Origin of the sequence: Cupriavidus pinatubonensis, assembly GCF_019602855.1 — a bacterium.
GTDB lineage: Bacteria > Pseudomonadota > Gammaproteobacteria > Burkholderiales > Burkholderiaceae > Cupriavidus > Cupriavidus pinatubonensis.
In genome coordinates this window covers 613,889-638,329 of the sequence record NZ_CP080769.1, presented here as the reverse complement: position 1 = coordinate 638,329, position 24,441 = coordinate 613,889, and the positions used below count along the sequence as shown (strand labels likewise).

The window sequence follows — 24,441 nt, the reverse complement described above, 5'->3', positions numbered from 1 at the left end:
CAGAAAAATGAAAGTTCTCGAAGGCATCAGGGTCCTGGATTTCGGCAGGTTCATCGCCGGCCCGTTCTGCGCGGCGCTGCTCGCCGACTTCGGCGCGGACGTCATCCGTATCGATCGCGTCGGCGGCAGCGAGGACCGCTTCGTCGCGCCGGTGACCAGTGAAGGCGAGGGCGCGTTCTTCCTGCAGGTCAACCGGAACAAACGCTCGATCACGCTCGATCTCGACAGCGAGGAGGGGCGCGCGGTGGTCCGCAAGCTGCTGTTGAACACCGACGTAGTCGTGGCGAACATGCCGCCGCGTACCATTGCGGCGCTCGGCCTCGACTATGAGAGCCTGCGCAAGGTGAAGCCCGACATCATCCTGACCGCTTCGTCGGCGTTTGGCGCAGACCCGGCCGTGCGCGACCGTGTCGGCTTCGACGGCGTCGGGCAGGCGATGAGCGGGGCGGTGCACCTGACGGGGCTGCCGGACCATCCCATGAAGTCGATGGTGCCGGTCGTCGATTTTTCGACCGCGCTGTGCTGCGCGCTCGGGACCATGATGGCGCTCTACGAACGCAAGACGAGCGGGCAGGGGCAGGAGGTCGGCGCGTCGCTGCTGCACACGGCGCTCACGCTGTCCAGCGGCAGCCTGATCGAGGAAGCGCTGCGCGGACTGAACCGGCAAGCCACCGTGAACCGCAGCCCGACCTACGGCCCGTCGGACATCTTTCGCGTCAAGGATGGCTGGATCATCGCGCAGGTGATCGGCCCCGCAATGTTCAAACGCTGGACGCGCATGGTGGAGCGCCCGGAACTGCTGGATGATCCGCGTTACGCGGACGATGCGCTGCGCGGCGAGCATGGCAAAGTCCTCAGCGACATCATGTCGAACTGGTGCGCTGGCCGGACGCGCGACGAAGCCCTGGCGATGCTGGAGGACGCGCGCATTCCCGGCGGCCCGGTCAACACGCCGCGACAGGCGCTGGAGGACGAAGTTGTCGGTGCCTGCGGCGCATTCCACGGCGTCGATTATCCGGGCGCAGCGGCTCAGGTGCCGCTTGTCGCCACGCCGGTGTCGCTGTCGCGGACTGCTCCGGCCATCGCCCGACGTCCGCCGACGGCTGGCGAGCATACCGAGGAAGTGCTGCGCGACGCGGGCTATGCGCCCGGTGAAATCGCGGCGCTGCGCGAGCTCGGCGTAATCTGAGAAGACCCAGGTAGCTGACAGAAGGGCCGGGCCGCAGGAAGCAAGGGATGGACACAATGGCGGAGGAACTGCGGGACACTGAACAGGACCGGCTGCGCATGACCGTGTTCGCCTGGGCGCTGGCGCTTGCCACCGGGCTGGATTACTTCGACAACGCGATGTTCGGCTTCTTCACGCGGCACATCGCGGGCGGCATCAATGCTTCGCCTGATGAGCTGGTCTGGGCATCGACGGCCTATGCCATGACGTCTGTGCTCGGCATTCTGCAGCAGCAGTGGTGGGTCGAGCGCGTCGGATACCGGCGCTACCTCGGTTTCAGCCTGCTGCTGTTTGCCGTCGGCTCGGTGGCGTCCGCGCTCTCCGAGTCATCGATGGCACTGACGTTGGCACGGGGCATGCAGGGGTTCTTCATCGGCCCGATGATGAGTGCATGTCGTATCCAGCTTCAGGCCAGCTTCACTCCGCAGCAACGTCCCGCGGCGATGCGGGTGTTTCTGCTCATGATCCTGCTGGCGAGCGCGCTCGCGCCACTATCCGGCGGCTACCTGATCGCACAGTTTGGCTGGCGCTCGTTGTTCGCCGGCACGGCGGTCGTCGGCGTAGCACTGGCGTTGCTTGCCTGGCTTGCGGTGCCGCAATCGGGCCAAATACCTGCCGCTGACCGTGGCGACGTCCATCTTTGGCCCTACCTTCTGTTCGCTTCCGGCCTGGGGGCACTGATGATCGTGATGCAGCAGGTGCGCTTCGAGCTGTTCAGTGCATCGCCGGCACTCATGTTTCTGACCGTCGCCGGGCTGCTCGCGCTGGCGGGATTCGCCTGGCATCAATGGCACCACCCACGGCCGCTGATGCGCCTGCACGCCCTGCGCGAGAAAACCTTCCAAATGGGGATCGCGCTATACGTGCTCTTTTACTACCTGAGCCATTCGCTTGGCTACCTGGTTTCGCGGTTCCTTGAGGGCGGCCTGGGGTATCCGGTCGAGAATGCGGGACAGCTAGTTGGCCTCACGGCGCTGGTGTCGCTGTTCGGTGCATTGGCGTATCTCCGGTACGCATCGCTCGTCCAGCGAAAGAAGTGGTTGATCGTTCCAGGATTCCTGCTTGCCGCCCTGTCCGCCAGCTGGATGCGCCACATGCCGTTCGGCGTCAGCAGTTCCTGGCTGGTGCCGCCTCTGGTTTTGCGCGGCCTGTTGCTGTTGTTCGTGGCGCTGCCGGTTGCAAACATCACGTTCCGGGTCTTTGTGGTGGAGGAGTTCAGCCATGGCTATCGATTCAAGAACATGGTCAAGCAACTGACGTATTCCTTTGCGACGGCGAGCATGATCATCCTGGACCAGCACCGATACGCCCTTCACGAGACCCGTCTTGCCGAGTTCGTGACCCCGTTCAATCCCATGTACCGGGCTACGCTCGAACGGATGACTCATGCCTTTGAGGGTGTCGGCCACACAAGCAATGATGCCGCCAGCCTGGCTTTGCATGAAATCGGTCGGATGGTGGCGCAGCAGTCCAGCTTTCTTAGCACGCTGGACGGCTTTCAGTTTGTAACGTGGATCGCTGTTTGTGGCGCGGTTCTCGCGATGTGGCAACGACGGATTGACTGAGCATGACACCCGAAGATACGGAAGACGCCACGGACTGGCGCGACTGGGAAAATTTCTGCAGGGTCGTTGAGGCCGGCAGCTTCACGGCGGCGGGCAGCAAGGCTGGCCTGCCCAAGTCGTCGGTCAGCGCATCCGTGATACGACTGGAGCGACAAATCGGCGTCCGGCTGCTGGAGCGAACCACGCGACGTGTGCGTGTGACGGAGGCCGGCGAGATACTGTATGCACGTTCATCGCCGCTGTTATCGGCGCTGCGGGACGTGGCCGCCGATGCGAAATCGACGACGGCGGAAGTCAGGGGGACGTTGCGGATCAGTGCTCCCTATGAGAGCGGATGGCTGCACCTGTCCCCGGCACTTGCGGAACTGCTCAGAAAGTACCCGGACCTGCGCGTCGAGATCGATGAATCGCGAGTGGTGCCCGACCTGGTCGAGCAAGGGTACGATGTGGCCTTCGTCAAGACCACCACGCAATTGCCGGGCAGCTCCCTGGTGAGCAGGCGAGTGGTGGCAATGGATCGTGCCTTCTATGCATCCGCGGCGCTGTGCAAGACGCATGGATTTCCTGAGCGGCCACAGGATCTTGAAGCATGGCCTGTCATCGCGGAACCCGACGACCAGTTCTGGGAGTTTTGCAAGGATGGCAAAGAGGTGGAGCGCGTGTGCGTGCAGCCACGCATGCGGACGTCCAATGGCGAGATGCGTGCCCGCGCCGCGATCGACGGCTTGGGCGTCGCCCGCTGTACGTCGCGCTTTGTAGCGGAATATCTTGGGCGGGGCGACCTTGTGCGGGTGCTACCCTCGTTCACTTCAACGCCTTCCAGAATCTATGCGCTGACTCCCGCGCGTCGGCTGATGCCGCCTAAAGTGCGAGCGTTGCTGGACGCCGTCGGTAGCGTCAACGAGTAGTGGCTCCGGGAGAGGAAGCAATCCGGAAGCGGCGAGGCGGCTCACGGATACTCTATTCAGTCCGAACAATGGCGAGGCCCTTCACGACATGACGAATAGAATCAAAGCCCTCGGAACTCTTCCTGGCCGCCCCGCCGCTAAGGGCGACAAGCATACTGCGCCAATCGATGCGCAGGGGAGTGGTAGCTTAATGGCCGGGATGCCTGGCGGGATCAGTAAGGTCCATCATACTTTGTGGGATCAACGTTGCCCAATTTTGGTGATTAGCGCGCTACGTTGGAGGATTATCCGGTACGCCGATTGGGATGGATGTGATGCGCTTTGACCTGGTCGACCTGAAACTATTCGCTCATATAGCGGAGGCCCAAAGCCTGACCGGCGGTGCCAAACGCTCACACCTGTCGCTGGCCGCTGCCAGTACCCGGATCAAGAGCCTGGAGGAGCACGTCGGCATCAAGCTGCTGAGCCGAAGTAGCCAGGGGGTGAAGGTGACGGGAGCGGGGGAGACGCTGCTGGCTCACGCCCGCCGGGTCATCCGCCAGCTGGAGCAGTTGAGCGGCGATCTCCAGGAATACGCGTCGGGCGTAAGAGGCCATGTGCGCGTCTTCGCCAACACCACGGCGATGAGCGAGTTCCTGCCCGCGGTACTGCGCACGTATCTCGTCAACCATCCTGACGTGACCATCGACATGCAGGAACGGCTGAGCCCGGACATCGTGCGGGCGGTGCTGGATGGTATGGTCGACATCGGGATCGTTGCCGGGAATGTGCGTACCGAAGGGCTCGAAGTCATGCCTTACCGACGCGACCGCCTGGTGCTTGCCACCGCGCTGAGCCACCCGCTGGCCGAGCGCAACAGCACGAACTTCATCGATACGCTCGACTACGAATTCATCGGCCTGCCGGAGGCGAGCGCGATCCACAACTTCCTCAGCCGGGCCGCCGCGGATCTGCAACGGGAGTTGCGCTGGCGGGTCCAGGTCAGCAACTTCGAGACGGCCTGCCGCATGATCGAGGCCAACGTCGGCGTTGGCGTGCTGCCGGAAAGTACCGCGGCACGTCATGCGGGCACGATGGCGCTGCGGATCGTCCAGCTCAACGACGAATGGGCCGAGCGCAAGCTGCAGATCTGCGTTGCCGACCCGGAAGCCTTGCCGCTGTTCGCGCGAAAGCTGGTCGATCTCCTGATCGAAGACGGGCTCGATCGGCAGGACTGAAGCCAGCCATCGTGCAGGTCGTCCGGCCTTTCCTCGTTCTTATCGCTATTACCCAAGCCGTCGACAGTTGTCGCCCGCCACGTCAGTGGAGGCATAAGCTGGTCGACGTTCGACGATGCACGGTAGCCAGTAGCCTTGCATCCCGCCAGGCCAGTCTTCACACAGCCGGCGAAAGCTAGCCGCGATGCCGTGGACTGACTGATCGGGCCTTGCCGGGACACAAACGATTCCGGAGTACGGAACACATTGGCGAAAGCATTGACGTCGAGTGCTGGCGCCTTCATCGTCACTGGCGCGCGTCTCGGAATCCGCAGGTGGTGCCGAACTGCCGGCTCTCACGTACGGCCTCATGATGGAGCAACTCCCTCCCGTCGTGGCAATCGCGGTCCTGGGACAGGAAGTCACAGCAACCCGGATCGGCTTCGACAGCACGCCGGAGCAGCGCGAGCGATTTCTGCCCGATCTCATTTCCGGCAAGCGCATCAGCTGTACCGGTACGACGGAGCCCGACGTCGGCTCGGATTCGCGCAGGGTCAGGACGCGGCTGGAGGACGATGGTCCGGATCATTTCCGGCTGTCGGGCCGCAAGATGTGGATCACCAATGCTAGCATCTGCGACCTGATCAACGTCACCGCGAGCTATGGCCACGATGCAAGCGGTCGCCCAAGCACGACCCGGATCATCGTGGAGCGCGACCAGTCGCCGTATGAAGCCCGGGAAATCCCGGTCCTCGGGTTGCGACAGGGGCATCTCGGCGAAGTGCTGTTCGAAAGTTGCCGCGTGCCGAGGCAGAACCAGCTCGGCACCGCAGGTGACGCGGCGCGCGTGCTGAACCTGACCTGGCTGGCGAACCGACCCATCCTAGGCCTGTGCGCCGTCCATATGGCACAGCGCGCACTGGACGCCGCACTGCAGTACGCTGGCGACCGCAGGCAATTCGGCAGACCAATTGCGTCGTTCCAGCTGGTCCAGGAGATGCTGGCGGACATCGCCACCGCGGTGACGACCAGCCGCCTGCTGTGTTACCACGCGCTGTCTTCCATCGACGCAGGAGACCGCGCCAACCACCTCTCGGCGATGGCGAAGCGCTATTCGCTGGCGGCCTGCATGCGCGCGGTCTCGCTGGCGATGGAAGTGCACGGCGCGATGGGCATCAGCTGCGAGATGGGACTGGAGCAGTTGTTCCGCGACGTGCGGATGCTGCCCATTCCCGACGGCACCAACCAGATCCTGACGCTGATCGAAGGGCGCGAGCTGACGGGTATCCAGGCCTATCGTCCAAGCAGCGGGGCAACCAGCGCGGCGTGACGCTGCGGCCGGCGCGTGTCCGTCCAGACGCTCGCCGTCACCCCGCTGTACCTTCCGCATTGCCAGGTCGACGCCGGCGTGGCGTCGACCCTGAGGGCTTCAGGCGTGCCCCGCGGCGGCGAACAAGGCCAACCGGGTTTGCACGTCGCTTGACAGGCCGGAAGGCCTCGCCGGTGTGCTTGTACTTCGCGTGCACTGATTTCTTGATTCTTCGCTTTTTTGTCGGCAAGGCTTTCTTGATTCAATGTACGGAAAGACCTCCGCCGATGCGTTGAGCGTATCGGTGCCCGTTCCTATGATCAGGACGCAATTTTGAAGTGTTGGAGCGTGTGTGTTCATCCCGGCGGCTAGGAGACAACCGATGCCGATCCACAATAAACGAACGCGGGGAGTGGAACAATGAAACGACGTACGTTCTCGGCGGCCGCCGCGACACTTTTACTGTCGCCATTGGCGCGCGCAGCACCGTCCTCGGACGCTGCGGTCCGGCTGATTGTCATGAACGCGCCGGGGACCGGCACCGACACGTTGGCGCGCCAGCTTGCCAGCCATATGGGAAAGCAGTGGCAGGTTCCGGTCCTCGTTGAGAACAAGGTCGGCGCAGGCGGAACCATCGGCACTGATTTCGTGGCCAAGTCGCCAACAGATGGCAAGACGATACTGATTACAAACGCTTCGCACTACGCATTCCCCTGGCTGTACGACAAGCTGCCTTACGACGCCTTCACGGATTTCTCGCCAGTTGCGAGCGTCGCCACATCCACGCTGCTTCTGATGGTCCCGGCAGATTCCCCGTTCAGGTCGGTGCATGACATCATTGCCGAGGCGAAGAAGCGGCCGGGAAGGCTGTCTTTTTCGTCCGGTGGATCCGGGACACCTTCCCACCTTGCCGGCGCATTGCTGTGTTCGATGGCGGGAATTGACATTGCCCACACCCCATACAAGATGGCCTCGCAGAGCCTTGTCGATCTCGCGAGCGGCCAGATTGACGTGGGCATCCTCGGCATCTCGCCATCGCTGCCGCTCCTGAAGTCAGGGAAGTTGCGCGTGGTGGCGATAACCAGCGCGAAGCGCACGGCTTTGCTGCCAGGAGTGCCGACTATCGCAGAAGCGGGACTGCGCGGCTATGACGTGGCGTCACCAATCTTTGCCCTAGTGCGCGCAGGAACGCCCGCCCCGACAGTGAGCACACTGGCTGGAGGGATCATGCAGGCCGCCGCAAGCGCCGAGTTCAAAGCCCTTTGCGCGGGGCAGGGACTGGATGTCGAGATCGAAGGCGCTTCCGCGCTGCAGGCGGCGATGCCAAGGGAGTTCGCCAAATGGAAGCACCTGGTCGCATTGGCTGGCGCGAAAGCCGACTGACAAGGAGAAATACATATGACAACAGCCTATGACGTAGTCATCCGTGGTGGCAAAGTCATTGACGGATCCGGCGAACCGGCCCGCATTGCAGATGTAGCAGTACTGGACGGCAAGATCGAGCGTATTGGGGAAGTGAAAGGGAAGGGGCGCGAGGAGATCGATGCCGCGGGCCAGATTGTCACGCCCGGATTCATCGATATCCACACGCATTACGATGGCCAGGTGACCTGGGAGAACCGGCTGATTCCGTCCTCCAACCACGGAGTGACCACGGTGGTGATGGGCAACTGCGGTGTGGGTTTTGCGCCATGCAAGGCCGAGGACCGCGAGACGCTGGTGCGCGTTATGGAGGGTGTGGAGGACATCCCCGAGATCGTCATGAGCGCTGGTATCCCATGGAACTGGGAGACCTTTCCGGAATACCTAGATTCGCTGCAGGCGGGGCAGTACGACATCGACTTCGCAGCCCAGGTTCCACATTCCGCTATTCGTGTCTATGTGATGGGTGAACGGGGAGAGCGTCGAGAGGTGGCCACTGCGGATGAGCTGCACCACATGACGTCCATCGTGCGCGATGCCGTGCGAGCGGGGGCGGTCGGTGTCAGCACCTCGCAGCATCTGGGCCACCGCACAGTCGAGGGCGAACTGGCACCGAGCATCGGCGCTGGCCATGACGAGGTCCTGGCTCTGGCCCGCGGCCTGCGTGAAGCCGGTGGTGGAGTGTTTCAGATCATCACGGACGGCTTCTACGGAGGCTCGGATGCGGAAACCCAGATGCAGTTGTTGCGCAGCATTGCTGAGACTTCGGGGCGGCCGGTCAGCTACTCGCTGGTGCAGAAGGCCCCATACATCAACCTGCACGGGAGCCTGCTCGAACTCACCCGGCAGGCGCAGTCCGAAGGCTACCCCATCAAGGCACAAGTGTTTCCTCGCCCGGTCGGTCTGCTGTTTGGCCTGGGCCTTTCACTCCACCCGTTCCGGTTCCACCCCAGCTACCTGGAAGTTCACGACCGGCCATTGCCCGAGCGTGTAGCCGCCCTGCGCGATCCGAGGCGGCGCGCAGCCATTCTGTCCGAACAGCCTGTCCATACCAATCCGATCTATATTCTTTTGGTTTCCCAGTACGACAACGCTTTCCTGCTAGGCGATCCACCGAACTACGAGCCGGGTCCTGAAGCGTTCCTGGCAACTCAGGCCAAGCACCGGGGTATCACGCTCGCCGAGAGGACATATGACCTGCTGATCGAGAACGGCGGCCACAATGTACTTCTCAATCCGGCGTCAAACTTTGCTGAGGGAAACCTGAAAGCCGTGCACAGAATGCTGGTCGATGACCACACACTGGTGGCACTTGGAGACGGCGGGGCCCACTACGGGATGATCTGCGATTCGAGCTATCCCACCACGGTACTGTCGTACTGGACCCGTGATCGGGAACACGACCGCGTGCCGCTGGAATGGGCAGTCCATCGGTTGTCGCGCAACAACGCTCTGGCGCTGGGGATGACCGACCGCGGCCTGCTTGCCGAGGGGCTCAAGGCCGATATCAATGTCATAGACTACGACCGCCTGAGGCTGCACCCGCCAAAGCCCGTTTTCAGTCTTCCGGGTGGCGCGCGGCGGCTAGAGCAGACCGCGGACGGTTACACCGCAACACTGGTCAGCGGGCAGGTGACTTACCGCAACGGAGTGCCTACCGGTGCGCTGCCCGGCAGGCTCGTTCGGGGCAGACTTAGTGCCTGAGAAAAAAGGGGAGTTCTAATGGAGAGAAAGTCGCAATCATCACAGGCGCCGGCAAGGGCTCTGGATGGCAATAGCTTTTACGCCTAGTGTCCTTCCGTTATTAACTGAACTATGTTTGAGTAGGGTGCTGGTATTACCGGAACGGGAGATGCCAGCATGCCAAGCGGACGATCGAAGGTAGAACTGGTGCTGAGTCAGGTCAAAGAAGTGCAACTTGCTTCGATGGCGCGTTCGCGTGCTATCCCGGCTGCCCTGGTTACGCGGGCGCGCATCGTTTTGGCGCCTGTTGCAGGCGAACCCAATAGGGAATTCGCCAAGCGGTTGCAGCTTACGCGTCGCCACAGTAGGTAAATGGCGTACTTGGTTCCTTCAGCGGCGCATCAACGGTCTGTACGACGAATTGCGTCTAGGTAAGCCGCGGACAATCGACGTCGAGCGCGTTGCGGAGTCATCAATGCGACACTGCATACCAAGCCTGCAAACGGCTCGACACACTGTAGTGTGCGGGCGGTGGCGGCCGAGACATCGATCTCGCCCACCAGCGTGCACCACTATTTCAAGCTGTTAAAGCTGCAGGCGCATCGCAGCGAAACCTTCACGCTGTCCACTGATGCACTCTTTATTGAGAAGCTGCGTGACGCAGTTGGTCTGTACTTGAACCCGCCAGAGAATAAAGCGTGCAAAAACTGGTCCTTCACGGTGTTTTCCCATCCGTTGCGGAACATCGAACCGATGTTGACCGCTCTGACCGTGCCGAGCGCCTTGATGCGCCGCCCGCGCACATCCCTATAGCGCCTATCCGGTCGACGTCGACGTACGGCAGCGTGGTCAGGTAATCGATCACCGCGCTGACGTCCTCGGTGCGAATATACGGGTTCTCGAGCTGGCGCGGCTCGCCGGTGCTTTCGCCCTGATGCGACGCATCGAACGCGATCGTGACGAGACCGTTCTCGGCCAGCTTCTTCGCATACAGCCCGGCCGTCTGTTCCTTCACGCCACCGCCCGGATGCGCGACGACGACTGCCGGGTACTTGGTGCTCGAGTCGAAACCGGCAGGGACGTGGATCACCGCGGCAAGCGTGACGCCCTGGCCGTTCAGGTTCTTGAAGTTGACTTTCTGCATGACGGGTAACTCAGGTGGTGGGGGCGACGATGTGATGCATAGTAGCCAGGAAATTGACATACATGGGCTAAAACAGACTTCAGTGTTAAGTCTGTCTTTACAGATGCAGCGGGTGGCCCGCTGCGCCGCGATCTGTACTTGCCGACGTCGGGGATCGCCGCCGACCTCGGCATCGGTACTGAGACCGTCGTCATGACCGAAAGCGCCTCTATGAGCGACTGTCGACAGGTACTCGGATATCTGAAACTCTGCAGTCGGATGCAACGAAGGCCGGCGGGGCGATCGCGGCCCCGCATTTCCACTTCCCGTGTCCGGAATTCCGAAGTACGGAACAGTGTCGCCGAGCGAATTGACTTGGCTGCATGCCGGATTCAGGCTGGCTCACATTGCGACCAGCCGCCGTGATACCGGCGCCTCCCGGGACCGTTATGTCGCGGCGGCGACCGAGTAGCATGCGATTACCCTCAGCGGCCCCGCAAACAGATACAGCGTCGCAACGGCCGGGACGGGCTTTGCGACCAGGAGACAGACGATACGGGTCCACCCGCAGTCCGATGGACGGTGCGCCGGTCATCGTTTATGGATGGATTGCCTATGGACTCGCTCTCTGATGTGCTTTCGCTGGTGAAGCCGCGCAGCCAATTCTATGCGGGGCTCGATGCGGCGGGTGAGTGGTCGTTTGCGTTTCCTGAATACGAAGGAATCAAGTTCGCCGCCGTATTACAGGGCGGTTGCTGGGGCGTGATCGAAGGCGTTCAGCAGCCGGTCCGCTTCGAGCAAGGCGATTGCTTCCTGCTGAACAGCCGGCGCAGCATCGTGCTGTCCACCGATCTGGCGCTTGAGCCGCAGGATTCGGCGGCCATCATGGATGCCATCGCGCGCGACGGTATCGCCGTGCACGACGGTGGCGGCGACGTGCTGCTAATCGGCGGATTCTTTACGTTCTTCAGCGACCATGCCGCGGTACCGTTCGACGCACTACCGCCGCTCATCAACGTGCCGCGCGCATCCAATCAGGCCGAGGTCCTGCGTTGGTCGCTCGATCAATTGACCGCCGAGCTGCGCGACCCGCAGCCGGGCGGGGCGCTGGTGGCGAACCACCTACTGCATCTGATGCTCGTGCAAGTGCTGCGCCTTCACCTGGAGGCATCGCCCGCGGGATGGTTCATGGCGCTGTCCGACCGGCGGATCAGCGCGGCCATCGGCGCCATCCATTCGGAACCCGCGCGCCACTGGACGCTGGAGGAACTGGCCCGCATTGCCGGGCTGTCGCGGACAGTCTTCGCGCAGCGCTTCAAGCACCTCGTCGGCGCGACCACCATCAACTACCTCACGCGCCGGCGGATGCTGATCGCGGCGGATCGTCTGCGCGTCGGGCGAGAGAGCATTGCGTCGATCGCGTTCTCACTCGGCTACGAATCCGAGAGCGCGTTTTGCACCGCATTCAAGCGAACCATGTTCTGTTCGCCGACGCAGTACCGCCGTCAGGCATAGGCGTCAGATCCGTACGATCTCGAAACACGGCAGGCGGTGGGCATTCGTCAGCGCCGGTGGAACACGCGCTGCGAATCAGCACTGGCTTTCAGCCGCACGGTTGACAACCGGAAGATCGGCCACGGTGATGGGCGATCCTCACTCATCAGCAGGATTCCCCATGAATCATCCGACCGATTTCAATCCCGGCGTGACGAGCTCCGTCGGCCTGAGCACCGATCCGATGCCCACCTCGCGCTATACGGACGCGGCACAGTAAGACCTCGAGCGCGAACGGATCTTCTGCCGCGCATGGCTTATGGTCGTGTGCATCGAACGCATCCCAAACCCCGTCGGTGCGTTGCTGGAGCTGCCCGGCTATCGTGAGGTCCGCGACACGGGCGTGCCAGTCGTCAGGGGGCCGGCGGCAATGGTGAAACTTGCCGAATCGACGGTCGATCTCAGGAGAAGCCTTGGCCTGACCAAGTCGGAGGCCGTGACCGGCGCTTATCGAACGACGCCGGCCCACGCCCTCGAAGAGCTCCAGGAGATCGGGAAGAAGCTGGTTGTTTGACGTCACGGTGGAGGTCCTGACGCACGGCGCGATGGAAACTGCTGTGCGGGAACAAGCTTGTGTCCGGATCGCCGCCCGTGGAAACGGGAAAGCCCGAGCCCGGTTTCCTCAGGGAATCCGGGCAACGCGAATCAGGCGCCGGCCATCAATGTTTGTCGCTGGTCTCCTGCGCGCCAATGGCTCAATCCTCGTAAAGGTTCGGGAATTTCCCCGTCGTGCTGATCACCGTTGTCCGGGTTTCCAGATACGGATCGAGCGCGTCGATTCCGTTTTCGCGCCCCCAGCCGCTGACCTTGAAGCCGCCATACGGCGTTGACCAGCGCAGGAACGAGTAGGTATTGACCCACACCATGCCCGCATCGATACGGCTGGACACGCGATGCGCGCGGCCGACATCGCGCGTCCACAGGCCCGCGGTCAAGCCGTATGGCGTGTCGTTCGCGATCGCGATGGCCTCGTCTTCGCCGTCGAACGGAATCAGCGACGCCACCGGGCCGAAGATCTCGTCGCGTGCGACGCGCATCCGGTTCGTCACACCGGCGAACACCGTCGGCTCGACGAAATACCCGGCCGCGAGCTCGGGCGTCGCGATACGATGACCGCCGGCGACGAGTTCCGCACCGTCCTGCTTGCCGATCTCGATATAGGATAGCGTCTTGTTCAACTGCGTCTCGTGCGACTGCGGGCCCATGTGATTCGAATCATTCGACGGCATGCCGACGCGCACCGATTTCGCGCGCGTGCGGAATGCATCGACGACGCGATCGTAGATCGGCCGCTCGACGAGCACGCGCGAGCCGAGCGCGCAGCTCTGTCCGGTCAGCCGCCACGCGGATGCGGTGGCCGCATTGATCGCGTTGTCGATGTCGGCGTCCGCGAAGAGGATATGCGGTGCCTTGCCGCCGAGTTCGAACGTGAAGCGCTTCAGATTGTCAGCGCCATCGCGAACCATCTGCTTGGCGGTCTGGCTGGCGCCCGTAAACGAGATCTTGTTGACGTCTGGATGCTGGACCAAATGCGCGCCGGCAGTGCGCCCGTAGCCGGGCACCACGTTGAACACGCCCGGCGGAAAACCCGTTTCGTGGACGAGGCGCGCGAGTTCCAGCGCTGACACCGGAGTTTGCTCGGCCGGCTTGACGACGACGGTGCAACCGGCCGCGAGCGCGGCGCCGATCTTCAGGCAGGTTGCGAGCAGCGGCGCGTTCCACGGAATGATCGCACCCACCACGCCGATCGGGACGCGCGTCGTGAACGCGTGAACGCTGTCGTCGATCGGGATGGTCGTGCCTTGCGCCTTGTCCGCCAGCGACGCGAACCACTGATACCACTGCACCTGAGCGGCCAGGCTCGCGCGGTGCTCGCGCACGAGATTGCCGTTATCGCGCGACTCGATGACCGCCAGCTCGGGGATCGCCGCGCTAAAGCGCTCCGCGAGGCGGCGCAGAAGGGCGGCCCGCTCGTGTCCTGGCGTGCGACGCCACGTGCCGTTGAACGCGTTGCGTGCGGCGGCAACTGCACGATCGATGTCCTGCGGACCGCCCATCGGCGCGATCGCCCAGGGCTGGCCGGTGGCAGGATCGATGCTTTCGACGAGCTCGCCGTCGATCGGCTTCACCCATGCACCGTCGATGTACAGGTGCTCGTAGCGGCGCAAGGGTGCTTCATCCGTCATTGTGCGTGATTCGTTCGACATTCAGTACTCCGGTCAGGTCGTGCGTGGTTCGTGAAATCGTGTTCTGGACGCGGGCCGCCTTGCGATCATGTGCGTGTCAGGTCAATGCGTAAACAGCTCGAGCGGCGGCCTGCAGCTCAGACGTGGCTTCTGTGGGCAGCGAGCCGTTGCGCGTTCGCTGTCTCGTAGCGATCTGTCGTTCCGCGCGCCATCGCCTGAAGCAGGACGGGATCGCGTGATCCGAAGTGTCCGGTTCGTACGGGGATTTGCCGGGAAGCGTGTCGAGCGCGTGTCGGTATTTGCGACGGCTTCAGCAGCGCAACGTGTCACGTCCCCATCTTAAGCACCGGAGGCTGAACAGGCCATACTGCAGCGTTCGTATTTCCTGCTCTATCGTACGGGATCACGTCGTGTCGGGATGATGCGATCGATGGCATCGATCGAGTGCACATATGACTGCACATGCGTTGGTACGCGACGTCCGTCGCAAGCAAGGGGACCACCCCGAAGTACGGAAACTCGAAGGGCGTCGAATTGACACTGGACAGCCCCGCTTCTGTAATCGAAGGATCAGGGCTTGAAATCGTGCGATGTCCGTCGTGCGGTTTTCACCGGGTTGACGACTGCGAACGCACGCGCTTTTGATGTTCGACGAAAAGAGGTGAGAACATGATCGACGGACTGACCGTCCGGGACGCGTCGAAACATGACGAAGCCGCCGATATCCGCAGTTTCGAACTGGTCCGCGCGGATGGCTTGCCGCTGCCGCCGATCTCGGCGGATTCGCATATCGACGTGATCGTGCCCGGCGGCCCGACGCGCCAATATTCGCTCTGCAATGCACCCGACGAAAATCATCGGTATCGGATTGCTGTTCTGCGTGATTCGAAGTCGCGCGGCGGGTCGGCCGGCATGCACGACCGGGTGAACGTAGGCGACGCGCTGACGATCAGCATGCCGAGGAATCATTTCGCGCTGGTGGATGACGCGACGCACAGCTTGTTTCTGGCGGGCAGCATCGGTGTGACGCCGATTCTCTGCATGTCGGAACGACTGGCGCGCATCGATGCGTCGTTCGACATGCATTACTGTACGCGTTCACGCACGCGCACAGCATTTCTCGACCGCAGCGCGCGCGCCCTATGCCGGCCGGGTGCAGCTCCACCCGGCGACTCAGTCCCGGGTGGCAGATGTCGTCGTACCGTGTTGCGCGTTTCGCCAGCCCGCTACATCGACATGCGTTTCGCGTAATCGGCCAACGAAAAACCGAGCGTGCTTGCTTCTTCCGGCGTCAGGCTGTGCTCGACGTTGAGAAGCTTGCGCGACGCCATATGATCGCGTTGCTGATTGATAGTCTCCGCGCCGATGAAGCGATCGTCCCGAAAGCACAGCACCGATGCACCGCGGCCATCGGCAGCCCGTTTCACGATCGCGGTGTCGTGCGGCTGCGTCAAGCCGGCAATCTGCAGTTTGTGCTCGCCCTGAATGCTCCAGAACCACGGCACGGAAGTGTACGGAGCGGTGGGGCGGCCGAGCATCCGGCTCGCGACCGTGCGCCCCTGGTCCGCCACATTCTGCACCGACTCGATCCGAGCATCGCCCGACGCTGCATATTTGCACGGGAAGCGCGCACAGTCGCCGATGGCCGAAATCGCTGGGTCGCTGGTCACCAGCCGCGCATCGACCAGAACGCCGTCCGCCACCTTCAGTCCCGCCGCGACAGCGAGTTCAATATTCGGAACGGCGCCGATACCTACCACGACGAGGTCGGCCGCGATCTGTTCTCCGTCGGCAGTCGTCAAGCCGTCGACGGCACCTTGCCGGCCAATCATAGCGGTGACCGACGTGTTGCAGAGAAAGCGCACGCCAGCGCGTTCGTGAAACGTACGCAGCATGCCGGTTGCTTCGGCTGACAGCGCGCGCGCCATGGGTCGTTCCGCAGCCTCGATCACCGTTACCGGCAAGCGATGCTGCGATGCCCAGGCAGCCAGTTCCAGGCCGATGAAGCCGGCGCCGATCACGGCCACCGAGCGGGCCGACGTCATCGCGGCCTTCAACGCGTCGGCATCGTCGATCGTGCGCATTGGACGCCGCGCAGCTCGCTGCCCGGCACCGGCAACGCACGGTTGCGCGACCCCGCCGGTCAAGCAAGTGGAAATTCCGAAGGCAAAAGGTGGCTTCAGAAAACTCGGTATTCCAACCGTATCAGATCGGATTGCGCAGACCGTAGCCAAGCTCATCATCGAACCGATACTCGACCCGATTTTTCATCCGGACTCATGGTTGAGTTTGATATCAAGGCGGCGTTCGATCAATTTGATCACGGTCTCTTGATGAAGGCGGTGCGCACCGAGTCGCTTCTCTCGGGCCTCATCAAGATGGTCGAGTGGGTTGTAGCGATGGCGCCGTTCGCGATCTTCGCGCCCGTCTCTGCGTTGATCGGCCTGTGCCGATCGGGCCGGAGAAAAGGACAAGCGTCGCAACGCAAAAAAATGACGTCGAAGCTGGGTGCTGGGCGGCGAATCCGCGATGTCCCGCGTCGTCCGTCCGCCGTCACGCAGGTGTGTTCGCGGCGAGACGCTCCGGTTCGCGACGGCACTGCGTTGGCGTGCAGAGCATGATCCGTTTGAATGCACCGCTGAACGCACTTTCGGATTCGTAACCGAGCGAGAACGCAATCGACGCGATGCTGTCGGTGCTGTCACGAAGCCGTTCTGCGGCCTTCAGCATGCGCCAGCGCGACAGGTAGCACATCGCCGTCGTTCCCACCAGGCGTTTGAAGCGCTGCGCAAAGATCGTGCGCGACACGCCGGAGATCCGGGCCAGTTCTTCGAGAGTCCACGGACGGGCCGGCTGATCATGCAGGGCGCTGAGCGCCGCACCGATCTGCCGGTCGGAAAGGGCGGGGAACCAGCCAGGCGACAGATTGCCGGTTGATTTGGTCAGTTGCAGCCGCAGGATCGGCACCAGCATCATGTGAACGAGATCGGTGGACAACAATGCGCCGCCTGGCAACTGTTCGTGCACTTCCCGGCCCAACTGGCCGATTGCCCACCTCAGGATCTCCGCCTCGCTCGTGTCGCGCGGCGCGGAGAAGAGGGGCGGCAGCGCGTCGAACAGGGTGGCGGCGTGACTGGTCGAGAAGGCGAACAGCCCGCCCACCATTAGCACCTCGCCGCCGCCATTGTGAACGGCGATGCCATTGTGCTCGATGGTTTTCATGATGTCCTCAGAGTCGTCGGGTACGAGCGATGGATCCGATGTTGCCACGATGCGGCGGTTGGCATTCAACAGGAAGCAGTCGCCTTCCTCGAAGCGTACGGGCTGCTCCAGGCCCTCGATCATCCCCCAGCAGTTCCCGCGCAGCACGGCGACGATCTTGATGCCGGTCTCCGGAGGAAATGCGAAGGACCACGCGCCGGCGGTATCGAGTCCCGCAAGAAACCGGGTACGCGGCTTTAGCAAGGAAAGTACGTCAGACAGCGGGTCCATGGAGGCCAACGCGCGAGCGCATGATCGATGAAAATGCGCGGATGCTAGACCTTGGGCAGGCGAGTATCAATAGGTAGAAATCCAAGATCCTTCATTGTCTGCCGCGAGGCGGGCAATGCATGTGGCATATGCCTGTACGTGCCGATGCATTCGATGCTGGAGATCCGTACGCTCGAAGAAGAAATGCGAACGCTGCCGCTTGGTCCGATCCTGACGGGGAAAATAACATCATTCTATGACGAAGGTAGCACGAGCGGTTTCATTCACCAGCGAGGCGGAGAATTGCGGGTCGTTCGAAGTACGGAACGGTTCGATGAAACATATTGACTGTGGATCGAGCTGGGGGGAGCGATTATTCGGAACACAATGAAAAGGCGTGCACCGACGTGCCTATTCCCAGCAGGAGACACATCTTGGCAATGCATGCCACCGGCCTTGCAGAAAGGCTGCGCAAGCGCGTCGACACCGAGGAAATCTGGACCCGCTTCATCGACATCCAAACCGACGACAGCGTGTCCGATTGCTTTGCCGGGCGTATTCCTTTGGATACGTGAAGCGATCCGGCGAATGGCTGACGAAGTACCTGGATTTCACGAACTTTCAGACAGTCCGGTATTCAACGAAAACATCGAAGGCTGACAGCGGAAGGTAGAGAAGCGCGACGCGCTCGCTCTGGCCTCCGCGCCCGGACAGCCCCCGTTGACCTGTGCCGACGGGAACGGGCGCGCGCGTCCGCGAAATCGGATGACCGCTTTGACGCGTTCCAGCAGCATACAACCCTAGGAGGAGCACACCATGAAAGATGAAGTTACGCCAGTCAATATGAATGCCGCCGGCCTGCCGGACGGATTTCAGGATCTCGAATCATTCCTCGATCAATGGAACGTGTCGACATCGCACGAACGATGGGTTCAACGTGCCGCCACGCCCTATCCGGAAATCATCGCGTTCTACGACGCGATGTTGGAGCGTGCGGACGCAGCAGTCGCTTTTCTCGATCAGTTCCCGATCGACGACATGCCAGCGCCGGCGCAAAACCTGTTCAGGCTGATGCTGTCCATGTGCCACGCATCGATCGCGGTCGAGATGCATCAGTCGTCGGATATCCGCAATGCGCCGCAGCAGCATGGGTTGCGTATCCATACCGGCTTTCAGCCGCACGGCTAACAGCCTTCACAGCACTTCGACCTCCATACCGATTTTCGATCCGAAGGAGCAGGCATGAACCATCCGAAAGAACTCCAGCCGTCGTTGACCCGATCCGTTGGCATGAACACCGACCCGATGCCCACGTCCCTTTATACCGATCCCGCGCAGTTCGAAACGGAGCGCGAGCGCGTGTTCCGTCGCTCCTGGCTGATGGTAGGCCGGATCGAGCGCATCCCGAAAGCCGGCGACTTTTTCGTGAAGGAACTCGCCATTTTCAAGACGTCCCTCATCGTGGCGCGCTCGGAAGATGGCCGGGTCCGGGCCTTTCACAACGTCTGTGCCCATCGCGCGAATATCGTCGAGCACCGCGCCTGCGGCAATGCGAAGCGTTTCGTCTGCCGCTATCACAGCTGGGGGTACAACAATGCCGGCGACCTCGCGCATGTACCGGACGAGGCGGGCTTCCTCGGTCTGGACAAGAAGAAGTGCGGACTGACTCAGGTTACGGTAGAGGTTTGGGACGGCTGGATCTTCATCAACATGGCGCAGGCGCCGGAAGTGAGCCTGCAAGAGTTTCTCGGGCCGATGGCCGACGCCATGGCCGGGATCGAATATCCGAACCCCGATCACCCGATCGTGCTGCGTGGCGAGTTCAATGCGAACTGGAAAGTCGTTGCCGAGAACTTCAGCGAGGCCTATCACATCGCGTCGATTCATCCGAAGACGTTGGGGCCGCTCTACACCGGGCAGGCGAATCCGTTCAGCCGGCCGCTGAGCGCGAACCTATATGGCGCGCACCGATCCCTGTCGTTATGGCTGAATCCTACTGCGGCACCGTTTGCCAAATCGAAATTTGCCCAGTGGCTATTCTCGGCCGGCCACTCCATCACCGGTACTCGCCAGGAAGGCCAGGTCAACACCATTACCGAACATCGGGGAGTGAATCCCACCAAGAACGAGCACTGGTCGAGCGACGTCAACTGGTTCTTCCCGAACTGGCACATGCAGATCTCGGCGAACCAGTTCTGGACCCACGAGTTCTGGCCAATTTCGTCGACGAAAACCATGTGGGAAGCGCGCTTCTACAACCGCAAGGCGACCCGGGTGCGCGAGCGCCTGCAACTCGAGCATTTCACCTCGCACATCACCGATACGATGCTCGAGGATTTCGGCAACATCGAAAGCATGCAGGCAGGAATGGAGTCCGGCGCGAAGCCCTTCGTCCACTTCAACGAAAGCGAGATCCTGTGCCGCCACGGGCTGGAGCAGGTGGCCAAGTGGTCGGCCGCCGAGACGGCGAAGGATGCGCTGGCGTGACGTGTCGCACCGAAGCCGGTGGCACCGGCTGCGTATTCGGACAAGAACGAGAAGGAGACGTGATGAGCGTGACGGACGGATTCCAGGTCCGCGTGGCGGCGAAGCGCGAAGAGGCGGCCGGTATCTGCGGCTTCGACCTGGTGCGCAGCGATGGCGGTGCCTTGCCGCCATTTTCGGCGGGGTCGCATATCGACGTGATGATACCCGGAGGGCCGACGCGGCAATACTCGCTATGCAATTCGCCGGCCGAAAGCCACCGCTACCAGATCGCGGTGCTGCGCGATCCGAACTCGCGCGGCGGTTCGGCCGGGATGCATGAGCGCGTCGTGATCGGCGATATGCTGTGGATCAGCGCGCCACGCAACCATTTTGCGTTGGCACGGGACGCCGAGCGGCATTTGTTGCTGGCCGGCGGCATCGGCGTGACACCGCTCCTGTGCATGGCGGAGTCGCTGTCGGCAAGCGGTGCGCAGTTCGAGATGCACTACTGCGCCCGCTCACGCGCCTGCACGGCCTTCCTGGAGCGTATCCGCCAGTCGCGGTACGCCGCGCAGGTGCGGCTTCATTTCGACGACGATCATGATGATCCGCCGTTCGATCTTGCGGCCCTTCTCGCGCGTCAGGGGGGCGGTCCGCACCTGTACGTGTGCGGACCGCAGGGGTTCATGGATGCGGTCCTGCAAGCCGCACGCGTAGCGGGCTGGCCAGAGAACCGTCTTCACCACGAATTCTTTACTGCGGCACCGCGCGCGACGGCGGTCGACGAATCGTTCGAAGTCGAGATCGCCAGTTCAGGGGAGGTCGTCGTCGTCGGGGCGTGCGAGTCCGTCGTCCAGGCATTGGCGCGGGCCGGCATTGAGATCGAGACGTCATGCGGGCTCGGGGTGTGCGGTACGTGCGCGACGCGCGTGCTGGCCGGCGAACCGGAGCATTGCGACGTCTATCTGACAAGCGAGCAGCGCGAGGCGAACGACCAGTTCCTGCCGTGCTGTTCGCGCGCGAAATCGCGGCGGCTGGTGCTGGATCTGTAGGAGACGGGCAACGAAGGCGTCGCCGGCTGACACGGCGGCGTACCTAGTTCCGGAGAGGTTGTTCTTGTCCGGGAATCGGCGGAGTTCCATCTGAAGAATGTGGATTCGAAGCCGGTTGCCGGGAATCGAGCGGCGGCGCGTCTCGACGCTCCACTGGGCTTGCGGCGGAGTCTATTCCGCGCCGGCCCGCCGTGCCGGAAAAGGCTTGTCCGGCGTAAGCGCGGAGAGAATCGACGAGCCGCGCGCGAGCGGTGCCACGACGACGATGCCATCGTCCTCTCAATTATCAAGTGTTTAAACACCTTGCATACTTCTTAACAAAATTCCCGCGACGTTGTCGGGAGGGCACCAACCAATTCGGTCCGGTCGCCGAGCTTACTTGAGATGGGGTGCCGCACCTTCCCTTCGGCTTGCCACACACCATAAACCGCGAGCAGCACGGCGCCGAGCGCTTCCTTCCGAAACTTTTCCAGCAGACCGGGGAGCCCCCATGGATCAATTTCATGAGAGGTTTTTTCCCAAGCCTTTTCTACTGAAAGATGAACTTTGTCGGACGCGATGATTTGCGCGCGAAAAGCTCGATATGAATTCTGGCGGGTCGGAAGGTCGCCGATCAACACGGCCTCTGTGGTGACTACGGTAGCTTTCGACATGCGGTGAACTTTGAGCATTCAGCGTACTGGCAATTTTGCGACGAAGCGCTCGGCAGTTCGCAATGACACAAGATCGTGTCGAGCCGGTCGGTGTCCATCTGGCTGAACCGCACCGAATTTTGTGGAGGCTCGGATTCTTGAGAGAAATGGTATGGACGCCTCCCTCCCGCCTCGTGAGGCACAGGCCTTCGACGTGAGCGCGCTCACGGCGCAAGATCACATGAATCTTCACGGCGAAGCGGAGGCTAGCGATGAATCGGACACCAGTTGGAATCGACATTGCAAAGACCGCTTTCCAGGTGCATTAGATAGACCAGGACACGGGCGAGGTTGTGAACAAGCCAATCAGACGCGCTGCGTTTCTCGAGCATTTGGCGAACCGGTCCCCTTGCCTTATCGGAATGGAAGCGTGTGGCGGAGCGCATCACTGGGCGTGCAAGCTGGGGGAGATGGGGCATCAGGTCAAGCTGATGCCAGGGGAGTTCGTGAAGGCGTTCAACATTCGCAACAAAAACGACGCTGCGGATGCCCGAGCGATCTGGCTTGCTTTGCAACAGCCCGGCAAGGCAGTCGCGGTAAGAACCGAAATGCAGCAAGCAATGCTGGCGCTGCATCGAGCACGGGAGCAACTGGTGAAGTTCCGGACAATGCAGATCAACAGCTTGCGCGGATTGTTAGCCGAGTACGGCGAAGTGTCGGCCAGAGGACGAGCTTCGCTTGACAAGGCGATACCCGAAATTCTTGCTCGGGTTGCGGAGCGTTTGCCTGCAGTGCTCATCGACACATTGCGTGAGCAGTGGGCCGGACTGACGAAGCTTGATGAACAGATCGCGGCGATCGAACGCCGGATGCGTGAATGGAAGAAAGATGACCGTGCTGTGAAAGCGATCAGTGAGATTCACGGCGTGGGATTGCTGACCGCGACTGCGGCAGTCGCAATGATGGGCGACGCAAAGGCGTTTCGATCTGGGCGCGAATTTTCCGCGTGGGCGGGACTGGTGCCGAGGCAGAGTGGCTCGGGTGGCAACGCATCAAGGCCACGGAGCGTGAGGTCAAGGAACTGCGCCGTACCAACGAGATCCTCAAGCTGGCGAGAGCGTTTTTCGCCCAGGCGGAGCTCCACCGCCGATTCAGGTCCTGAAGGCCTTCGTCGATCAGCATCGCGACACCTTCGGGGTCGAGCCGATCGCAAGGTTTTGCGGATTGCCCCGTCGGGCTACCGACGCCATGCTGCGCAGCTTCGCGATCCGTCCAAACGCTGCACCCGTGCCAAACGCGATGAGATTCTGCAACCGGAAATTAAGCATATCTGGCGGGCCAATATGCAGGTCTATGGCGTGCCGAAGGTTTGGAAGCAGATGAACCGGGAAGGCATCTTGGTTGCACGCTGCACGGTCGGGCGGTTGAGCTGCTGTCCGAAGCCGCGTCCTTCGTCACCGGCGTGACCCTGCCGGTGGACGGTGGCTACACCGCCGTGTGAATGCGGAAACCGGCCAACCTGCGTGCAATGTGATGGCGCGCAGGATTGGCCGGATGGCTGTCGCCGTGTTTAGAAGAGGAACACGCCCTTTCCGCCGGCCTGGCCGTCGAAGCGACGATACGCCTCGACGGCTTGATCGAGCCGCCAGTGGTCGGTGAACAGCTTGTCCACTTCAACGCCACGGCGGGCGATAAAGTGGGCACAGTCCTTCATGCCGACCTCCGAGAAAGTGTACGAGCCGATCACCGTCCGCTGCATTCCGATCAGGTCCTTCATCGCGTCGACATTGAGATTGCCGCCAACTGCCACCAGGGCGATCTTCCCCCAGGGCCGGGTGCAGCGCACCGCCTGCTGCCGGGGCACTTCGCCGCCCGCGCAGTCCATTGCGCAGCTGACGCCCTTACCACCGGTCAGGCGCAGGATTTCCTCCACGGCATCCACCTTGCTGCCATCGATGGCATGGGCGACGCCGAACTGCCCGGCCTGCTTGACGCGATCCGCCGAGATGTCCACCCCGATCACCTCGATCCCCATCGCAGCCGCGAGCTGTGCGGCAGACAGGCCGACGGGGCCCAGTCCGAACACCGCCAGGGTGTCGCGCGCACTGATGTCGAGCCGTAGCAGCGCACCGTAAGCGGTGCCCGTGCCGCAGGAGATTGCCGCACCGCCCGCGAAAGACACCTCTTCCGGCAGGTGGACCAGGGATGAAACCGGTACCTTCATGAAGTCGGCGTGGCCACCGTGGGCGATCACGCCGTGCACCGTGGCACCCTGATCGCACAGTTGGGTCCAGCCCGTGCGGCACGAGTCGCAGAAGCTGCAGCCTTCATAGTGGAACACCATGACGCGATCGCCGGCCTTGAACGCGTTCGAGTTCACTCCCGGCCCCAGCGCAGCGACTACACCACATGGCTCATGGCCGCCGATGATCGGCGCGTTCTCGTCGATGCCGCGCGACGCCAGGTCCTTGAACCCCAGGGACCGGATGACTTCGGCGGGGCTGTGCCGGTAGAAGTGCAAATCGCTGCCGCACATGCCCGATGCCTTCATTTCGATGACTACCTCCCCGAAGCCCGGGATGGGGTCGGGGAAGTTCATGATCTCGAGCTTGCGATCACCTTTGAATACAACACCACGCATAGATT

At 62.2% G+C, this 24,441-nt stretch carries 20 protein-coding genes, 4 pseudogenes and 1 other annotated feature; of the genes and pseudogenes, 18 read left to right on the top strand and 6 right to left on the bottom strand.

Going from position 1 to position 24,441, the window contains the following annotated elements; all coding sequences use genetic code 11:
• The first annotated feature begins 7 nt into the window (after positions 1–7).
• From K2O51_RS34795 to K2O51_RS34760, 8 genes and pseudogenes are all read left to right on the top strand, one after another.
• Positions 8–1,189, top strand: a complete 1,182-nt coding sequence (locus tag K2O51_RS34795; RefSeq protein WP_220632116.1) for a CaiB/BaiF CoA transferase family protein — start codon at positions 8–10, stop codon at positions 1,187–1,189.
• A 47-nt stretch (positions 1,190–1,236) separates the two neighbouring features.
• Positions 1,237–2,793 carry an MFS transporter gene (locus tag K2O51_RS34790; protein WP_220632115.1) on the top strand — a complete coding sequence of 519 codons (1,557 nt, stop codon included), beginning with the start codon at positions 1,237–1,239 and terminating at the stop codon, positions 2,791–2,793.
• 2 nt (positions 2,794–2,795) lie between these two features.
• Positions 2,796–3,701 (top strand): LysR family transcriptional regulator, encoded by a 906-nt coding sequence (locus K2O51_RS34785; protein ID WP_220632114.1) that lies wholly within the window; start codon positions 2,796–2,798, stop codon positions 3,699–3,701.
• Between the two features lie 314 nt (positions 3,702–4,015).
• A complete protein-coding gene (locus K2O51_RS34780) occupies positions 4,016–4,918 on the top strand; it encodes a LysR family transcriptional regulator (protein ID WP_220632113.1) in 903 nt (300 codons plus the stop codon).
• Between the two features lie 268 nt (positions 4,919–5,186).
• Positions 5,187–6,227: an acyl-CoA dehydrogenase family protein gene (locus K2O51_RS34775; protein ID WP_220632112.1), complete on the top strand. Its 1,041-nt coding sequence runs from the start codon at positions 5,187–5,189 to the stop codon at positions 6,225–6,227.
• 399 nt (positions 6,228–6,626) lie between these two features.
• Positions 6,627–7,589, top strand: a complete 963-nt coding sequence (locus tag K2O51_RS34770) for a Bug family tripartite tricarboxylate transporter substrate binding protein (protein ID WP_220632111.1) — start codon at positions 6,627–6,629, stop codon at positions 7,587–7,589.
• 15 nt (positions 7,590–7,604) lie between these two features.
• Positions 7,605–9,332 carry an N-acyl-D-amino-acid deacylase family protein gene (locus K2O51_RS34765; protein WP_220632110.1) on the top strand — a complete coding sequence of 576 codons (1,728 nt, stop codon included), beginning with the start codon at positions 7,605–7,607 and terminating at the stop codon, positions 9,330–9,332.
• Positions 9,333–9,488: 156 nt separating this feature from the next.
• Positions 9,489–10,004 (top strand): annotated as a pseudogene (locus tag K2O51_RS34760) (helix-turn-helix domain-containing protein); the annotation flags it as partial.
• A gap of 20 nt (positions 10,005–10,024) precedes the next feature.
• Here the strand turns inward: K2O51_RS34760 and K2O51_RS34755 are convergent.
• A pseudogene (locus K2O51_RS34755) lies at positions 10,025–10,455 on the bottom strand (alpha/beta hydrolase); the annotation flags it as partial.
• Between the two features lie 594 nt (positions 10,456–11,049).
• Between K2O51_RS34755 and K2O51_RS34750 the strand changes: the two are divergent.
• Together K2O51_RS34750 and K2O51_RS34745 are read left to right on the top strand one after the other, a co-directional pair.
• Complete coding sequence (locus tag K2O51_RS34750; protein WP_220632331.1) at positions 11,050–11,949, top strand: AraC family transcriptional regulator; 900 nt, start codon at positions 11,050–11,052, stop codon at positions 11,947–11,949.
• 298 nt (positions 11,950–12,247) lie between these two features.
• The gene (locus tag K2O51_RS34745; RefSeq protein ID WP_220632109.1) at positions 12,248–12,502 is read left to right on the top strand and encodes a hypothetical protein; all 255 of its coding nucleotides are present in this window, start codon (positions 12,248–12,250) and stop codon (positions 12,500–12,502) included.
• Positions 12,503–12,683: 181 nt separating this feature from the next.
• Here K2O51_RS34745 and K2O51_RS34740 read toward each other — a convergent pair whose 3' ends face one another.
• Positions 12,684–14,117: an aldehyde dehydrogenase gene (locus K2O51_RS34740; RefSeq protein WP_245002016.1), complete on the bottom strand. Its 1,434-nt coding sequence runs from the start codon at positions 14,115–14,117 to the stop codon at positions 12,684–12,686.
• Between the two features lie 726 nt (positions 14,118–14,843).
• Here K2O51_RS34740 and K2O51_RS34735 point away from each other — a divergent pair.
• Positions 14,844–15,425: a ferredoxin reductase gene (locus K2O51_RS34735; protein ID WP_220632107.1), complete on the top strand. Its 582-nt coding sequence runs from the start codon at positions 14,844–14,846 to the stop codon at positions 15,423–15,425.
• Here K2O51_RS34735 and K2O51_RS34730 read toward each other — a convergent pair.
• The gene (locus tag K2O51_RS34730) at positions 15,401–16,258 is read right to left on the bottom strand and encodes an NAD(P)/FAD-dependent oxidoreductase (protein WP_220632106.1); all 858 of its coding nucleotides are present in this window, start codon (positions 16,256–16,258) and stop codon (positions 15,401–15,403) included. The two genes, K2O51_RS34735 and K2O51_RS34730, sit on opposite strands and share 25 nt — an antisense overlap.
• 52 nt (positions 16,259–16,310) lie before the next feature.
• Between K2O51_RS34730 and K2O51_RS35500 the strand changes: the two are divergent.
• Positions 16,311–16,573: pseudogene (locus tag K2O51_RS35500) on the top strand (hypothetical protein); the annotation flags it as partial.
• A 154-nt stretch (positions 16,574–16,727) separates the two neighbouring features.
• Here K2O51_RS35500 and K2O51_RS34725 read toward each other — a convergent pair.
• Complete coding sequence (locus K2O51_RS34725; RefSeq protein ID WP_220632105.1) at positions 16,728–17,666, bottom strand: AraC family transcriptional regulator; 939 nt, start codon at positions 17,664–17,666, stop codon at positions 16,728–16,730.
• A 413-nt stretch (positions 17,667–18,079) separates the two neighbouring features.
• Between K2O51_RS34725 and K2O51_RS34720 the strand changes: the two genes are divergently transcribed.
• The 4 genes from K2O51_RS34720 (at position 18,080) to K2O51_RS34705 (ending at position 21,163) form a co-directional block, all read left to right on the top strand.
• Positions 18,080–18,220 carry a hypothetical protein gene (locus tag K2O51_RS34720; RefSeq protein WP_220632104.1) on the top strand — a complete coding sequence of 47 codons (141 nt, stop codon included), beginning with the start codon at positions 18,080–18,082 and terminating at the stop codon, positions 18,218–18,220.
• A gap of 241 nt (positions 18,221–18,461) precedes the next feature.
• A complete protein-coding gene (locus K2O51_RS34715; protein WP_220632103.1) occupies positions 18,462–18,833 on the top strand; it encodes a hypothetical protein in 372 nt (123 codons plus the stop codon).
• 54 nt (positions 18,834–18,887) lie between these two features.
• Positions 18,888–20,132, top strand: coding sequence for an aromatic ring-hydroxylating oxygenase subunit alpha (locus K2O51_RS34710; protein ID WP_220632102.1), 1,245 nt, complete (start codon positions 18,888–18,890; stop codon positions 20,130–20,132).
• Between the two features lie 62 nt (positions 20,133–20,194).
• Positions 20,195–21,163, top strand: a complete 969-nt coding sequence (locus tag K2O51_RS34705; RefSeq protein ID WP_220632101.1) for a PDR/VanB family oxidoreductase — start codon at positions 20,195–20,197, stop codon at positions 21,161–21,163.
• 314 nt (positions 21,164–21,477) lie between these two features.
• Here the strand turns inward: K2O51_RS34705 and K2O51_RS35495 are convergent, their stop codons facing one another.
• Complete coding sequence (locus tag K2O51_RS35495) at positions 21,478–21,816, bottom strand: hypothetical protein (RefSeq protein ID WP_245002061.1); 339 nt, start codon at positions 21,814–21,816, stop codon at positions 21,478–21,480.
• 308 nt (positions 21,817–22,124) lie between these two features.
• Here K2O51_RS35495 and K2O51_RS34695 point away from each other — a divergent pair.
• Together K2O51_RS34695 and K2O51_RS35490 are read left to right on the top strand one after the other, a co-directional pair.
• A pseudogene (locus K2O51_RS34695) lies at positions 22,125–22,940 on the top strand (IS110 family RNA-guided transposase); the annotation flags it as partial.
• Positions 22,912–23,027 (top strand) — a sequence feature (AL1L pseudoknot). (Overlaps the previous pseudogene by 29 nt.)
• A gap of 111 nt (positions 23,028–23,138) precedes the next feature.
• Positions 23,139–23,261: an IS3 family transposase gene (locus K2O51_RS35490; protein WP_245002053.1), complete on the top strand. Its 123-nt coding sequence runs from the start codon at positions 23,139–23,141 to the stop codon at positions 23,259–23,261.
• 104 nt (positions 23,262–23,365) lie between these two features.
• Here the strand turns inward: K2O51_RS35490 and K2O51_RS34685 are convergent, their stop codons facing one another.
• On the bottom strand, positions 23,366–24,436 hold the full coding sequence (locus K2O51_RS34685) for a zinc-dependent alcohol dehydrogenase family protein (RefSeq protein ID WP_220632100.1): 1,071 nt from the start codon (positions 24,434–24,436) through the stop codon (positions 23,366–23,368).
• Positions 24,437–24,441 lie beyond the last annotated feature (5 nt).

Excerpts from the sequence above, each read along its gene's own strand:
- K2O51_RS34795 (WP_220632116.1), top strand. The coding sequence starts at position 8 with ATGAAAGTTCTCGAAGGCATCAGGGTCCTGGATTTCGGCAGGTTCATC.
- K2O51_RS34790 (WP_220632115.1), top strand. The coding sequence starts at position 1,237 with ATGGACACAATGGCGGAGGAACTGCGGGACACTGAACAGGACCGGCTG.
- K2O51_RS34785 (WP_220632114.1), top strand. The coding sequence starts at position 2,796 with ATGACACCCGAAGATACGGAAGACGCCACGGACTGGCGCGACTGGGAA.
- K2O51_RS34780 (WP_220632113.1), top strand. The coding sequence starts at position 4,016 with ATGCGCTTTGACCTGGTCGACCTGAAACTATTCGCTCATATAGCGGAG.
- K2O51_RS34770 (WP_220632111.1), top strand. The coding sequence starts at position 6,627 with ATGAAACGACGTACGTTCTCGGCGGCCGCCGCGACACTTTTACTGTCG.
- K2O51_RS34765 (WP_220632110.1), top strand. The coding sequence starts at position 7,605 with ATGACAACAGCCTATGACGTAGTCATCCGTGGTGGCAAAGTCATTGAC.
- K2O51_RS34750 (WP_220632331.1), top strand. The coding sequence starts at position 11,050 with ATGGACTCGCTCTCTGATGTGCTTTCGCTGGTGAAGCCGCGCAGCCAA.
- K2O51_RS34745 (WP_220632109.1), top strand. The coding sequence starts at position 12,248 with ATGGTCGTGTGCATCGAACGCATCCCAAACCCCGTCGGTGCGTTGCTG.
- K2O51_RS34735 (WP_220632107.1), top strand. The coding sequence starts at position 14,844 with ATGATCGACGGACTGACCGTCCGGGACGCGTCGAAACATGACGAAGCC.
- K2O51_RS34730 (WP_220632106.1), bottom strand. The coding sequence starts at position 16,258 with ATGCGCACGATCGACGATGCCGACGCGTTGAAGGCCGCGATGACGTCG.
- K2O51_RS34725 (WP_220632105.1), bottom strand. The coding sequence starts at position 17,666 with ATGGACCCGCTGTCTGACGTACTTTCCTTGCTAAAGCCGCGTACCCGG.
- K2O51_RS34715 (WP_220632103.1), top strand. The coding sequence starts at position 18,462 with ATGAAAGATGAAGTTACGCCAGTCAATATGAATGCCGCCGGCCTGCCG.
- K2O51_RS34710 (WP_220632102.1), top strand. The coding sequence starts at position 18,888 with ATGAACCATCCGAAAGAACTCCAGCCGTCGTTGACCCGATCCGTTGGC.
- K2O51_RS34705 (WP_220632101.1), top strand. The coding sequence starts at position 20,195 with ATGAGCGTGACGGACGGATTCCAGGTCCGCGTGGCGGCGAAGCGCGAA.
- K2O51_RS35495 (WP_245002061.1), bottom strand. The coding sequence starts at position 21,816 with ATGTCGAAAGCTACCGTAGTCACCACAGAGGCCGTGTTGATCGGCGAC.
- K2O51_RS35490 (WP_245002053.1), top strand. The coding sequence starts at position 23,139 with ATGCAGGTCTATGGCGTGCCGAAGGTTTGGAAGCAGATGAACCGGGAA.
- K2O51_RS34685 (WP_220632100.1), bottom strand. The coding sequence starts at position 24,436 with ATGCGTGGTGTTGTATTCAAAGGTGATCGCAAGCTCGAGATCATGAAC.